Source organism: Sphaerospermopsis sp. LEGE 08334 (assembly GCF_015207205.1).
Classification (GTDB): domain Bacteria; phylum Cyanobacteriota; class Cyanobacteriia; order Cyanobacteriales; family Nostocaceae; genus Sphaerospermopsis.
In genome coordinates, this window is the sequence record NZ_JADEXH010000015.1 from 1 (window position 1) to 14,953 (window position 14,953).

12 protein-coding genes and 1 pseudogene are annotated in these 14,953 nt (G+C 34.4%); 5 read left to right on the forward strand and 8 right to left on the reverse strand.

Annotated elements, in window-relative coordinates; translation table 11 throughout:
- Positions 1 to 195: 195 nt before the first annotated feature.
- The 4 genes from IQ237_RS10365 (at position 196) to IQ237_RS10380 (ending at position 4,079) form a co-directional block, all read left to right on the forward strand.
- Complete coding sequence (locus IQ237_RS10365; protein ID WP_194054766.1) at positions 196 to 1,791, forward strand: helicase C-terminal domain-containing protein; 1,596 nt, start codon at positions 196 to 198, stop codon at positions 1,789 to 1,791.
- A 121-nt stretch (positions 1,792 to 1,912) separates the two neighbouring features.
- Complete coding sequence (locus tag IQ237_RS10370; protein ID WP_096570208.1) at positions 1,913 to 2,128, forward strand: DUF2839 domain-containing protein; 216 nt, start codon at positions 1,913 to 1,915, stop codon at positions 2,126 to 2,128.
- Between the two features lie 806 nt (positions 2,129 to 2,934).
- Positions 2,935 to 3,276 carry a DUF1815 family protein gene (locus IQ237_RS10375; RefSeq protein WP_194054768.1) on the forward strand — a complete coding sequence of 114 codons (342 nt, stop codon included), beginning with the start codon at positions 2,935 to 2,937 and terminating at the stop codon, positions 3,274 to 3,276.
- 305 nt (positions 3,277 to 3,581) lie between these two features.
- Positions 3,582 to 4,079, forward strand: a complete 498-nt coding sequence (locus tag IQ237_RS10380; RefSeq protein WP_194054771.1) for a thioesterase family protein — start codon at positions 3,582 to 3,584, stop codon at positions 4,077 to 4,079.
- A 101-nt stretch (positions 4,080 to 4,180) separates the two neighbouring features.
- On the opposite strand, the gene IQ237_RS10385 is transcribed toward IQ237_RS10380, so the two are convergent.
- Positions 4,181 to 4,378: a hypothetical protein gene (locus tag IQ237_RS10385; protein ID WP_194054773.1), complete on the reverse strand. Its 198-nt coding sequence runs from the start codon at positions 4,376 to 4,378 to the stop codon at positions 4,181 to 4,183.
- 108 nt (positions 4,379 to 4,486) lie between these two features.
- A pseudogene (locus tag IQ237_RS10390) lies at positions 4,487 to 4,690 on the reverse strand (BREX system Lon protease-like protein BrxL); the annotation flags it as partial.
- Between the two features lie 68 nt (positions 4,691 to 4,758).
- Between IQ237_RS10390 and IQ237_RS10395 the strand changes: the two are divergent.
- The gene (locus IQ237_RS10395) at positions 4,759 to 8,715 is read left to right on the forward strand and encodes an Eco57I restriction-modification methylase domain-containing protein (protein ID WP_194054776.1); all 3,957 of its coding nucleotides are present in this window, start codon (positions 4,759 to 4,761) and stop codon (positions 8,713 to 8,715) included.
- A gap of 2 nt (positions 8,716 to 8,717) precedes the next feature.
- On the opposite strand, the gene IQ237_RS10400 is transcribed toward IQ237_RS10395, so the two are convergent.
- The 6 genes from IQ237_RS10400 to IQ237_RS10425 all read right to left on the reverse strand — a co-directional run bounded on the left by IQ237_RS10400 (position 8,718) and on the right by IQ237_RS10425 (position 14,946).
- Positions 8,718 to 9,104, reverse strand: coding sequence for a type II toxin-antitoxin system VapC family toxin (locus tag IQ237_RS10400; RefSeq protein ID WP_194054778.1), 387 nt, complete (start codon positions 9,102 to 9,104; stop codon positions 8,718 to 8,720).
- On the reverse strand, positions 9,101 to 9,346 hold the full coding sequence (locus IQ237_RS10405) for a type II toxin-antitoxin system Phd/YefM family antitoxin (protein WP_194054780.1): 246 nt from the start codon (positions 9,344 to 9,346) through the stop codon (positions 9,101 to 9,103). The genes IQ237_RS10400 and IQ237_RS10405 overlap by 4 nt, the downstream gene beginning before the upstream one ends.
- Positions 9,347 to 9,539: 193 nt before the next feature.
- Complete coding sequence (gene dxr / locus IQ237_RS10410) at positions 9,540 to 10,736, reverse strand: 1-deoxy-D-xylulose-5-phosphate reductoisomerase (RefSeq protein ID WP_194054782.1); 1,197 nt, start codon at positions 10,734 to 10,736, stop codon at positions 9,540 to 9,542.
- Between the two features lie 168 nt (positions 10,737 to 10,904).
- A complete protein-coding gene (locus IQ237_RS10415) occupies positions 10,905 to 11,510 on the reverse strand; it encodes a Uma2 family endonuclease (RefSeq protein ID WP_194054784.1) in 606 nt (201 codons plus the stop codon).
- 299 nt (positions 11,511 to 11,809) lie between these two features.
- Positions 11,810 to 13,270 (reverse strand): glycosyltransferase, encoded by a 1,461-nt coding sequence (locus IQ237_RS10420; protein ID WP_194054786.1) that lies wholly within the window; start codon positions 13,268 to 13,270, stop codon positions 11,810 to 11,812.
- An 11-nt stretch (positions 13,271 to 13,281) separates the two neighbouring features.
- Positions 13,282 to 14,946 (reverse strand): glycosyltransferase family 39 protein, encoded by a 1,665-nt coding sequence (locus IQ237_RS10425; RefSeq protein ID WP_194054789.1) that lies wholly within the window; start codon positions 14,944 to 14,946, stop codon positions 13,282 to 13,284.
- Between the last annotated feature and the right edge of the window lie 7 nt (positions 14,947 to 14,953).

Here is a 14,953-nt window from a genome sequence, read left to right on the forward strand (position 1 = left end):
ATTGGGGAGTGGTGATTGGGGACTGGGGAAGAAGCAGGGGAGCTTTCTAGCAGGGAGCAGGGGGAAGTTATTTGTATTTTTCCCAATTACCAATTACCAATTACCAATTACCAATTACCAATTCCCTGTTCCCTGACAACATAATAAAAGTGTGGCAGTTCGGAAAAAAGTCATTTGTTATGGGATGAAAAGCGCGTGATTGAGGCTGAAGTTCATTTATCACTACATAACTTTCTGCGATCGCAAGAGGGTTTTCCAACTTGGCCTCACCACTTGACGATGGCACGGTTGGTAGCACGGGCTTTGCGTTTGGGACGTAGTGCTTTAATTCAAGTCGGGGCTGTTTGTGGCTACCAGGGTCGATATCGCACCAGTTTTATTGCGTCTGCTTTGATGTGGCATGGTCCTGTAATTATTGTGGCATCGGCAACTGTCCAGCAGCGTTTACTAAATATAGAAATTCCCAGGTTACAGCAGTGGTTATCAGCTAATAAACCCATTAGAACAGGTGAAGTTTGGCCTGGTTCTGATTTTCAAGGGTTGCTGTTAACTTCCCCCCAAGCTTGGTTAAGAGGGCAGTTGGCTGATAATGGTAGTTTTCCCCCTAATATTCCTACTATTATTGATGGTGTTGATGATTTGGAAGATTGGGTACGTGATCAGCTAACTCAAGATATTCAACCTCATGACTGGGAGCAACTGATGTTGGCTTGTCCCCAGGAAGCTGAGGTGATTCGGGAAGCTAGGGTACAATTGACACATGAATTATTCCAACATCCAGAAAACCCGTACCACTGTTATCTGATTTCTCAAAGGGAAATTGAAATTTTACAAGGTTTGTATTCTAGCTTCGAGTCTATAAGTAATCTACCAAAAAGCTGGCAGGAATTTTGGCTGCTGTTCCAAAACTTGACCGAGGATTTTTCTCCTACTACCATCACTCCATCACCCCATCACCCTATTACCCTATCTTCTGCTCTTTTCTGGGCTACTATTGCTCGTCGTCAAGGATTATTTTCTTTACATTATGCCCCGATGGAATTGGCTAAAATACTCGCCCCTATTTGGCAGCGGCAACCTGTGGTATTGATTGGTAGTGCGGTAGAACCAGAAACGGAAGTTCCTCTATTTCGTCAGCGTTTGGGGTTGGAGGATGTGACTTGTTTGAAGTTTTCTAGTGATAGTCAAGGGGAGGCAATTCAACTTTATGCACCCTATAAGTTGCCTTTACCTAATACACCGGAATTTCAAGGGGCGTTTATTCATCAAGTTCGTACTTTGGTTTGTTTAAGTGCTACATCTCCAGGTATGACTGTGGTTTTGGTGGGGGATGTGCCGCTGAAAGCAAGGGTGGGGGCAATTTTGGCTTCGGAGTTTGGTTCACGGGTACAGGTGGAAAAAACTTGTTTGGATGAAAATGGAATTTTGGTGAGTGGTTGGGAATTTTGGCGATCGCATCAAGATGTTTTACCAGCACCCCGGTTGTTAATAATTGCAACTTTGCCTTTACCATCTTTGGAAAATCCTTTGGTGGCTGGTAGGGTAGCTCATTACAAGCGATCGCACCAAGATTGGTTTAGGTTATATTTATTACCTACTGCTTTAAGTGAACTGCAACGAGCGATCGCCCCAGTCCGGGAAAATCAAGGTATTGTGGCTTTACTTGATAGTCGTGTTGTGAACCGCAGTTATGGCGCTCAAATTCTCGCTGCTCTGGGTCCTCTAGCACGCTTAAATTATCTCGATCCCAGCCTGTTTTCTCCCAATAATGAAGACAATTCAAATGGGTAATGGGTAATGGGTGATTGGTGATTGGAAAACTAAAAATTCTCACTCCTGACTTCTTTCCAAAATCGCCGTTATTCCTGCGAACATAGATTAAGAACCTAAACCGAATTTTAAATTATTGATTATGGGTGAAGCAAAACGTCGTAAAAGCACGCTGGGGGAACAATACGGCCAGGAAACTCGCATCTTACCCTGGGTTCCCATCACCAAATCTCAAGCGGAATTGTTTGTGAAAATCACTACTCGCGGAGCTTGGATTGGTATTGGTGCTATGGTAGTAGTATGGGTAACAATCCGTTTTATCGGTCCTGCTTTTGGTTGGTGGCAAGTAGTGGCTTAAAGTAGGTAATTGGTAATTGGTGATTGGTGATTGGTGATTGGTAATACAATTTTGGTTTTTGGATTATATTTCATGAACTCCAATCTAAAATCTAAAATCTAAAATCTAAAATCTAAGATATGGTTCCAGTCCCCAGTCACATCGAAACTATTGCCTAAATGGCTACTACCTGATCCTTAATTCAGCTATCTTCAGAGGAAGTCTGTAGATTTGGGGTTTTCTGTGTCCAAAATTTAGTATAAAATTTAACAAAATTTACTTAGGGTTTGCTGAATAAACGTAAAACCCAGATAAATCAAGGGATTGAGGATGATTAAAATTAAAATTGTGCAAGGTTTTAGGTACTGTGAGCCTCAGAAAGCTTGCACTTTGTTAATCAATAGTAGATGAAGCATAAATTCACCAAAATAGAGATGGCAAGAAAAAGGCGAAAACTTACGCTAGAGTTAATAAATACTGCTAATTCGGTTAAACACTACTTATAAAGGTGTAATATGCAACTGTTACCGGGTTGACTAGCAGGAGATTTGAGTTAGGCTGAAAGCTGATTGCTCACTAAACTTAGGAGACTAGTGCTAAACATATAAAGACAATGTTAACTTTGCTAGTTTTATCTGAGATTTATATATTGCAAACTGAATTGTTTGATACGACATACAGAATAGTTATCCACTACCCTAAGCAGGGTAACTAATTACAGACTTAACTATCTATTAGGAATTGTATAGTTTACAATACCAAAGGATGGGAAAATCTAAAGAAAATATAAAAGATACTCAAATGACTGTGGTGTCTGGAGGAAAAAAGTGTTTCTGAGACTGGCACATCAACATAGGGAATTTGTCCAAGACTTGGTAATGAACTTGCAAGCATTGGCAATAGTTTTAGAGCGTAATGGCTACCCAGCTTCTTGCTACACCTGTGGCGACCAAATGAACAGTGCTTCGTTCATGGTAAGCTTAGGAGATAATCATCTTATTCGCTTTTTAGTATCAGATTACGGAATTACTTGGACTGAAATGCGGGATGACCGCGAATTGATGAAGTTAGAAGGAGCAGAAGCAATTAGCCAATTGCAGGAACTAGCTAATCTTGTCAAGCAATCTATAGAAACTTCTACAAGTCATAAAACTCTTGTTAATAAGTGATAAATTGCCTAATAAGATAGAGAAGTGTTCAGCAGTAAAAATGCCTTGGTGTAAAACTGGTGCAAAACTGTTTTACGATCTTGTATATGATCTTGTTTGTACCTCATTTACCGGCAATATCCTGTGGTAAAGAGGAAATTGTTTTTTGGTAATTGGTAATTGGTGATAGCGGCTTTGTTTGTTCAACGCCTACCACCTTTTCACCATTACCGACAATGAACCTTGTTTTTGCGGTTTTGTCAAGAGTTTTGCAGGGTCTGTTAAAATCTGATGGGTAAGAAAACCAATTATTCAGAAGATTGAAGATGACTAAAGAAACGCCAAGTCAACCAAAATTACCACCCACGAGTGCGATCGACAAGTTAACAAAAACTGAATTTGATACTTGGTTTGAATATCCGATCAGAGTGCAGCCTCATCATACAGATTATGCTGGCATTACTTGGCATGGTACATATTTAACTTGGATGGAAGAAGCGCGGGTAGAATGTTTGCGCTCTATAGGTATTGATTTTGCTGATTTGGTAGCTTTAGGTTGTGACTTACCAGTGGTAGAATTATCAGTACGCTATCATCGTTCACTGCAATTAGGAATGATGGCACTGGTAAAAACCCGGATGTTGGAAGTAACCGGTGTGCGGATGAACTGGGATTATAAAATTGTTTCCACTGATGAGCAAGAATTATATGTTTCTGCTCAAGTCACCCTAGTGGCATTAGACAGAGAAAGAGGTAAAATAATGCGTCAGTTACCTCCTGCAATGAAGGATGCACTGGCGAAAATTTCCGCATCATACAAGTAATACAATTTTGGATTTTAGATTTTGGATTTTAGATGGGGAATCTTTGGAAATGTTAGTTAACAGTATCAGCAATTAAAAATTTATTTTCCGCAAAGTTAAGTTTAATTACGCACAGGTATTTGGGAGATATTTTGAGTAATTTCAGAGATTTTCTGTAAAATATCTTGAGGTGTAATCCCAAAACCAAAGTATAATAAAACCACTATCGCTGCAAAAGTAACAGCAGTTTTGATGGTGGTTTTGACTAATTTCCACAGGATGATAAATATTATCCATGCGACTATTAAGGTAATGATCATAACGTTAGGGATTTAAAAGCCATTGTGGTTAAATAAGGTATACATTATATCTGAAAATGACCAGATAATTTATTTTGTGAATATTTTTTAATAATCGGACAATGAAAATTATTTAACATCAACATAAATATCTTTGCCGTATGGCTTAAATTCATCATCGAGGTTGTATAAAATATTGCGAATTTGTTGACGGATTTCTCTAGCAGGTTCTAGATAGTCTCGTTGATAATCTTGTAAAGTTAATTGCAGATGGGGATAAAGGATTTTTAATAAACCGGATGCAGTTTTAAGAATTGCTGTTTCATCTCTACCTGTAACAGTTTTATGATTAAAATCAGTGGCAGATAAGTTAAAATGACCATTATTTAGGAGTGGGAATCATGACAGATACACAAAAACCCAATAAACCCTTATTTTCTCAACATTATTTAAGATTTCGGATTCAAGAATTACCAGAATGGCAATTAGATATTACCTCAGAATTTGAGCAATTAAATAAACTCTATGTTGCCAAAAAAGCAATTTTACCCACATTAAACGAATCCCAAACAGAAGAAGAGTTTATTAAACCTGTTTTAGAAATATTAGGTTTTAAATATATTACTCAAGTAAGCACTCGTGGTAAAGGTAGATCCCAGCGTCCAGATTATGCGTTGTTTGCTAATGACAATGAACGCAATACAGCTTACACATTACAAACTAATGAAACCGCGTTTTATAGTCAAGTATTAGCTATAGCAGAAGCTAAATATTGGGAAAGACAATTAAGTAAAGTTTCTGCTAATGATAAGCGGGATATTTTCAAAAATGAAAACCCATCTTTTCAGATTTCCAGTTATTTAACAGGTACAAATGTTGACTGGGGAATTTTAACCAACGGGAGAGAATGGCGGTTATATTATCGTTTAGCATCTTCCACCGCAACAGAATTTTATCCCATTGATTTGGTAGAATTATTAGAAAGTAAAGATGTAGATAAATTAGAGAAATTCAAATATTTTTGGTTATTTTTTAGACGTGCAGCTTTTGAAAAAGATAGCTATAATAAAAACTTTTTAGAACGAGTTAGAGAAGGAAGTACAACCTACGCGACTCAAGTAGGAAACGAGTTAAAAAAATTAGTATTTGAGCAGATATTTCCTGACTTAGCAGGAGGTTTTGTTGCAGATGCAGCACGACGGGGAAAAACTATCAACGAAAAACAAGTTTATGCGGCAACTTTATCATTTTTATATAAGTTGTTATTTCTATTATATGCCGAAGCTAGAAATTTATTACCCATTACCACAGCTTACCGTGATTATAGTTTGATTAAAATTACCCAAGAAATAGCAGAAAGTGTTGATAAACAAAGAACATTAAGTCAAACTTCTACCAAAATTTATAAAGGTATTTTGAGTTTATTTGAAATAGTAGATAGAGGTGATGCAGCGTTAGAAGTACCTCGTTATAATGGCGGTTTATTTCATTTTGAATTTCATCAAAATCAAGATATTAAAGATTATCCAGATAATCAGTTTTTGTATGAACATCAATTATCAGATGCCATATTAGCACGTGCTTTAGATAAATTAGCAAGATTTGAAAAATTACCCATTGACTACAGCTTTTTAGGTGTGCGACAATTAGGATCAATTTATGAAGGTTTATTAGAATATCGGGTAGTTGTTGAAGATGGAAATACAGGAAAAGTTCATTTAGAAAATGATAAAGGTGAACGGAAAGCTACAGGTTCTTATTACACACCAGATTATATTGTTAAATACATTGTTCGTCATACCCTCAAACCAATTTTAGAGGAGAGAAAACAAAAATTTGCAGATTTAATGACGCAAATTAATCAAATACAAGAAAATCTCAAAGATGGTAGGTTAGGTGTACAAAGTCGTAACGGTTTACAAAAAGATTTACAACGTTTAGAAAAAACTGCACAAAATACACTGTTAGATATTAAAATTTGTGATCCTGCTATGGGAAGCGGACATTTTTTAGTGGAAGCTGTAGATTTTTTAACTGATGAATTAATTAATATTTTAAATGAATATCCTGAACATAACCCTGTTTTGGAGATGTTAGAAATTACCCGCAATAGTATTTTAGAGAATTTGCAAAACCAGGGAATTACTATTGATGTCAATAAATTAGAAGACACTCAACTTTTGCAAAGGGTGGTGATGAAACGCTGTATTTATGGTGTGGATTTAAACCCAATGGCGGTAGAATTAGCAAAGGTGAGTTTATGGTTACATTCTTTCACAATTGGCGCTCCTTTGAGTTTTTTAGATCATCATTTACGTTGTGGAAATTCCCTTATTGGTACAACTGCAAAGGAAGCGGAAGAGAAAATGCAGCAGGAAGAAAGTGGCCAGTTGAGTTTATTAACTGGTCCTTTTGTGGGGTTATTGCGTGCTGCGGAAATTATGCGCGGTGTGAGTACATTAAGTGATGCGACTTTTGCGGAAGTGGAAACCAGCGAAAGGTTATTTAAGGAGTTTGATCAAGCTGCAAAACCTTATAAAAGATTGTTGGATGTTTATGTTTCTCAGTTTTTTGGTGTGAAACAAGCTAAGAATTGGTTAGAAAGATGGGGTACAAATGCAATTTCTGTGAATGTTGAAAATCTCAAGGATGATGATTTTGCGGTTTATGAAAATGCAAGGAAATTATTTGAGGAGAAGCGGTTTTTTCATTGGGATTTGGAATTTCCAGAGGTATTTATTGATTTAGAAAATGCCAGTTGGAAAGATAATTCGGGTTTTGATGTTGTTATTGGAAATCCTCCTTATGGAGATATCTTAGATAAGAAATCTAAAGATTATTTAATTACTATGACTGGAATGAAAACAGGTGGAAGAGCAGAAATTTACGCTAATTTTATAGTATTGTCAACACATATTACAAAATCCTATGGATATCAATCATTTATTATCCCTAATACTTGTTTAGATGGATTACAATTTAGTGTTTTTAGAAAGATTATTAGCAATTCTACAGAAATAGTTAATATTGTGGACTTTAGAAACAAGAATGTTTTTAATGACGCTGAAGTTAAGACAATGATTATTGTGATTAAAAACATTGGAGATACTCAACAGCTATATTATCTAACCAAGTATGATATTTGGGATGAAGATCATCAAATGTTTTCCGTGGACAACATGAAAATTTTGATAAATTCTGAACATCCTTGGCGCTCTTTTAATGCAATTATATCAAAGATTGAAAATGCCAATATTTGTGTGAATTTAGAACCAGAAATAGCTACTTGTCATGATGCAGGGGTAGATTACAAGTGGAAAAATGTAGGTTGGCAAAATCGAGGAGAAAAAGTTTCATTATCTGAATTATTATTTTATCATGGAAAAATCAGAAATCAACAAGATTATCAATTATTAAAAGGAGAAAACATAAATCGGTATGCAATAGAATATCAAGATAACTATTTAATTTATGATTTTAAAAAGTATAAAAACTCTCAAACTGTTGTTGCTGTTTATCTTGATCTAAATATTGTACCTACTAAAATTATCACCCGTCAAACTTCCGATGCAATTCAAGCATCAGTAGATGATCAGCAATTTATCACTTCTAAATCTATTCATACAACAATTATTAAAGATACAAATTATTCTCCTTGGTATATTATTTCTCTTTTAAATAGCAAATTATTAACTTATATTTATCGTTGTCAAACAGGAGAAAAAGGTAGAACTTTTGCTCAAGTCAAGTTATATGATTTACGTCAGCTACCTATCCGTCAAATATCCTTTACAACTACCCCACAAAAACGTCAAGAATATCTGCAAAATCTGATCAAACATTACGAAGAATATCAAATCAATCATAACCCTAATAACCTACTTACCCAAGTTGAAAACCACCTTAACCAACAACCATCAGCAGCGGATGTAATTCATGATTTACTTGCATATTTAGCGGAACAAATGATAGAATTAAATAAACAAAAACAAACAGAAACAAAAGGATTTATCTCATGGTTAGAAAGATTTATTGGTACTGATCTTGATAACTTAACCCATAAATCGAAAATTCAAAATTATTTAGGTGATTATTATAAACAAAAACAAGGAGATAATCATTTAACCTTAGATGAATTAATTGATATTCTCAAGAAAAATAAGAAGAAAATTAAAATTGATATTACTACCAGAAAAGAACAGGAAACATTAGGTAAAGAATATCAAGCAAGTTTAAATATTCTCTTACCTATCAAACAGCAATTAAACCGATGTGATTGGTTAATTGATGAAATTATTTATCAATTATATGGGTTAACAGAGGAAGAAAAAGCGATAATTGAGGGAGAAAATAGTTAAGTTTAGAAAAACTTTACCATTGAATAGGAGAGAATCGCTTTATCTTCTGTCATAATGATTAAATCATGCTCTAAAGATTGACAAAGTAAAAGACGATCAAAGGGATCATTATGTAACGGTGGTAATTTAGCTAATTGAGTAATTGTAGTTTCAGTAATAGATAAACTGGAAATTAAATGTTTTTCACGCTGTCGGGGAAGGTAAATTTCAGGAGATTCTGGTAATGGTAATTTTCCTAATTGATATTTAATTGTTGCTTCCCAAACAGAAACTACACTGAGATAAATCCCGTTATCTTGATTACTAATAGCATCATAATATTGGTCTGCTAGTCGTTTATTATTAGTAATAAACCACAAAAATATATGAGTATCTAAGATAATTTTCATGGATTTGTAAATAAGTTAATAATTTCTTCAGGAAGGGGATCATTAAAATTATCAGGTACAACAAATTCACCTTCACATAAACCAATAGGACGGCGTTCTTTTTGAGGTGGTTTTGTTGGTATGGGTTTAATTTCAGCAATAGGTTTATCTGCTTGAGTAATGATCAAGCTATTACCTTCTTGAATCAATTTGATAAATTCTGATAAATTGTGTTGAATCTCATCTATATTTAGGGTAATCATGGCATTTATCTCCATAGCTTCAATTGCGGCAATATTATTTTTATTAGCTCTAATTATATCATGAAAGAGTAGCGATCATGGAGAAATTCACAGTGCAGAACATTTAATTGCAGTTGCTTTATCAGAAAATAAAAAATAAAAATTAAGAAAAATTTAGATCCCCGACTTCTTTAAGAATTCGGGGATATAGAACTTAACCCACAGAAACAAATTGTGGTTGACTTGCTAACTTTTCAGTTGCAGTAAAAACTTCTTGTCTAGCCCATTGATCTGCTGCTAAAATGTCATCTAAAGAAGGATTTTGTTTGTTATCATTTTGATGGCGATCGCACACCCATTCAATACAACGAGCAATATCCAAATAGCCAATTTTCTCTTCTAAAAATAGTGCTACAGCTTGTTCATTTGCAGCATTTAAAACCGCTGGCATTGAACCGCCCGCCCTACCCGCAGCATAAGCTAAATTCATGCAAGGATATTTTTGATGATCCGGTTCACGGAATGTTAAATTACCGCATTTTACTAAATTCAATCTTTCCCAATTTGTGTAAATTCTTTCTGGCCAAGACATCGCATAAAGCAAAGGTAAACGCATATCTGGCCAACCTAACTGAGCTAAAACAGAAGTATCTTGTAACTCAATTAAAGAGTGAATAATACTTTGAGGATGAATGACAATTTCAATATCATCATAATCCATCCCAAACAAATAATGAGCTTCAATTACTTCTAAACCCTTGTTCATCAAAGTTGCAGAGTCAACAGTAATTTTTTTACCCATTGACCAGTTAGGATGTTTAAGAGCATCCGCAACTTTAACTGTGGGTAACTTTTCCACAGGCCAATCTCGAAAAGCACCACCAGAAGCAGTGAGCAATATCTTTTTTAACCCATCTTTAGGAACACCTTGCAAACATTGAAAAATTGCCGAATGTTCCGAATCTGCGGGTAATAGTTTCACTCCGTGTTTTTCCACCAAAGGTAAAACCACAGGACCCCCAGCAATGAGAGTTTCTTTGTTTGCTAAAGCAATATCCTTACCCGCTTCAATCGCTGCGATAGTAGGAAGTAAACCCGCACAACCAACAATACCAGTAACAACACTTTTTGAATCCCCATAGCGGGCAACCTCAATCACACCCTCTTCACCAGCGAGTAAAATAGGTTGGGGATCAACGTCTTTAATAGCTTCCCGCAGTTCTGGTAACTTATCAGCGTCAGAAATTGCGGCTATTTGGGGGCGAAACTGGCGAATTTGCGCTGCGAATAACTCCACATTGCGCCCAGCAGCTAAACCAACTATGCGGAATTTATCGGGGTGTTCAGAGACGATATCTAAGGTCTGAGTACCAATAGAACCGGTAGAACCAAGAAGAGTAATAGCTTTCACAATGATTTAACAATTTACGGATACTCTTAACTATAAATTGTTAAGGACTCACTTTTAACACTCACCACTGTCTAATTTGCACTTATGTCAAAATTGAATTTATTATATTGTTATTGCGTTGGATATAAGCTGAACCAAAGTATAGTATACTGATAAATTTGACGAGATTTAACTATTATTTTCTGGTTCAGATTCCACAACTCCAAACTTTACTTTATTATATAAATCCCGTAAAGAAATTTCCAAAGGTACAGTTACCAGAGATATATTTTCATCTTCTTCATCGTACTCAAATAAATTCCATCTTTTCTTGCCAGTTTTAGAAAATTGTTCTACATGAATCCGGTTTTGATCAATTAATAAATATTCTTGAAAACTGGGAATTGTTCTATAAGCTGCAAATTTATCTTCTCTATCGTAACCTTTGGTTGATTTAGATAAAACCTCAATAATTACCTGGGGGTTTGTAATTGTATCTGTCCGATTATTGAAAAATTCTGGTTCATCTGCAATAATCATCACATCTGGATAGGTGTAGATTAATCTTTGGGGTATCCATAGACGCATATCACTGTTAAAAACTTCATATTTGTCTTGTTGTTTAAAGGCAAAATTTAGCTCGGCGTAAAAATTACCGGTAATGCGGTTATGATTTATAGATGCACCAGCCATTGGAATGATTTGTCCTTCAATATATTCGCTTTTGTAGTCCGCAGTTGCTTCTAATTCTAGATATTCCTCTGGGGTGTAATATTGCTTTTGGGTGAGTTGCATATTTTTTGATTAGAAAGCTATGTATGTTAATTTAACATATTAGCAAGAGTTAGTAATAGGTACGTAAACTATTAAGTTTATTATATTTATAGTATATTGGATTAGTATGGTATTTTTCTACTTTCTTTAATTTATATCCTCATGTGAATAGCTTAGGTAGATTTTAAATTTTAACACCTATATTTTTACCACCATTTACAAATACCAATGCAATTTTAGCATTTTGTAATTACTATTAAATAATCGCAATTTAGGAAAATATCTATTTCAAAAGGAATACCTCAATCAAAACAATAAAACTACAATATAAACTTAATTTTCTTGGCAGCATATAAACACATACCCAATAAAATCAAACCTTCTCGAAAATGAGAAATATTAGATTTACCATAAGTCCTTTCTTGATATATAACAGGTACTTCCACAATATGTAAATTTAACTTGGCTGCACCAAACAATAAATCAAAATCGCCAAAAGGATCAAAATCTCCAAAATAACTGCGATTATTGGCTATTTTCTCATAATCTTCTCGCCATAAAACCTTAGTTCCACACAGAGTATCTTTAATATTACAATCCAACAAAAAAGATATCAACAAAGCAAAAAATTTATTAGCAACAGAATTTAACCAAGGCATTGCTTGATAAGAATAAGGATACACTAAACGCGAACCATTAATAAATTCACCGTGATTTGTAGCTATAACTTCTACAAATTTTGGTAAATCTTCTGGTTGTACAGTCAAGTCAGCATCAAGAATAATTAAAATATCTCCCGTTGCTTCTGCAAAACCTAATCTTACCGCATCTGCTTTACCTTTACCTGTTTGTTGAAATGCTTTAAGTGTAAAATTTCCTTGATAGTTATTCACCACTTCTTGAATTTTATCCCAAGTGTCATCATGGGAATTTCCTTCAATAAATATGACTTCTGTACTTTTACCTAACTCTGGTAAACGTTCTACCGCAGCAACAATATTTCCCGCTTCATTTCTTGCAGGAATAATTACACTAACATTATATTTTTTGACTTCATTAATATTTTCATACCAAGCGGGACGTGCCACTACATAATTAGTTAAACACAGATGATTAATTATTGGTAATTGACAAATATAATGATTGATAAAATTAGCAATAATTGGTATTTGTTTAGGTATTAAAAACCGCCTACCTATTTTTACGGGTTGATAACCTGTAATAGATAAAAAATTAATCATATCATTCATTGATAACCAGTTTTGTGGAGGTTGGAGACGACGTTGATTAATTTTTTCAGCACAACGCAGCACAGGTTCCCAGAGAAAATTATGAAATACTAAAATAATTCTCGTTCTAGGATGACAAAACATCTTTAAACGTTCCATGACTACTTGAATATCTGTGAGATAACCAAGCACCCCAGCTAAAATAATAAAGTCAAATTTACAAGATGAGATAGGAGTATTACTAAAAAAATCTGGATGAATATTCTCAGCATCAAGACAATAAAAATCTAAATCAGGATATTTATCCTTGGCAATAGCAATTACTGTTTCCGAAAAATCAATACCTACACCTAATTTTGGTTTAGTCGCTGCTAATAAATCTCCAGTACCACATCCTATTTCTAAAACATTACTACCTGATGGGATAATAAAATTATGTAATTTTTGGATATCTTGATAATAATATTTATTGCGACGATTCCACCAATCTAAGTTAAAGGCAATTTTATCAAAATATTGTTTTATTTCTGCTTTGAATGCGTTATTTTTCATGATGATCAAGATTAATTTTTGTAAATGAGTTTCCAACCTTTGACTGTACCCATAATCTCATATTTATTTAAAGTGTTTGTGGGTATCTTAGGAGTTATCCAAGCATAACTATTAGTACGTAAATCCTGTATTGGTGTTATTTTACCTAATTTTGGTGTATAAAAACTTAGCAAAAGAAAATTTTTAGAAATTTCTACATCTGAATAATTAACAACGTCAGCATCCGATTGATTATTGACTGGGTTATCTATAACAAAGTTAATGGGTTCAACAGAAAGGATTTGGTTAATTTGCGGTTGTTGTAATTCAGTTCTGAACACTGGATTTCTATCACCTAAAACACCTGTAAAACCCAAGGTAGCTATTGTTAAATAAGGAGATATAACCCAACTAGCAAGCCAATATTTATTAGGCAAGAATTTACGATTTTTCCAAACAGTATTAATTGCTGCCCAACCTGCACCTAAAATAATTCCTAATATACCATATTGCTTAATTTCTGGAGTGAGAGAGATTCCAGGTAATTGAATATTTAAAGTTATTAATAAACCTAAGATTAATAATAAAATACCCAAAGTTGTAAAGGCAGACAATAAATAAGATATGATTTGATTTACTCGGTGTTTGCGAAGTTTGTAAATATCTTCAATTCTTGTTAGTGCTACAGATGCAAACAAAGCCATAAATGGTAATATTTGCAAAGGATAATAAGGTGTGCGAGTTCTAAAACTACATAATAAAATAAATAAGATGATTGGATAACCCAGCAACAGAGATATACGGTTATTGCGATAAAAGCAAATACATAACAACAACCCAATGACGCTAAATAATGCCCAAGGAAAGGTATTTAAAGGTATATTCCAAAAATAATAAAACCTTCCTGGGTTGTATGTGTCATCAGCAGATAAATAAAGCAATTTCCCAAATAAATCTGTGACAGGAAATAAACTATTATATTTCAGACAACTCAATATTAACCAAATAATTACAGGGAGAAACCCAATAATTAACCCTAAATAAATACCGATATTTTTTAAATGCTGATGTTGTTTATTCCTGAATATTAAATAAGGGACAATTGCTACTCCTGGTAAAATAATCATGAAACTTTTAATCAGAAATCCTAAACCAAAAGTAGCACCTGCTAAAATTCCCCAGAGGATTTTTTGCTGTTTCTGCTTATTTCCTAATTCCTCAGCACGTAATAAAGCCCAAATTCCCAGTAGTTCAACACAAACTAACGGAGTATTTTGAGTTGCAGAACGTCCTTCAAATATCCATATTGGCATTAAACATAGAATTATTGCTGCTAAAAAAGCAACTTGGCGATTTAGGAGAATTTTACCAATTTGATATGTCAGTATAACGCTAACAATACAACTAATAATGCTAGGTAAACGGGCGCTAAATTCACTGATGCCAAATATTTGATAAGTTAAAGCTATTAACCATTGGATACCAACCGTGCGATCATAATTAGGTGTACCCCACCATTGGGGTGTTAACCAGTCTTGTGTTTCTAAAATCCAACGGGCTTGTATAGCATAATACGCTTCATCATGTGCCAATAAACTATTATTGCCATTGCTCGCAAATAACAATAATGCACTTAATAGTAGTAAGATGAACTGTGGATGTTTATGGATAGCACTGGATAATTTTAGTTGCACCATTGCAGCA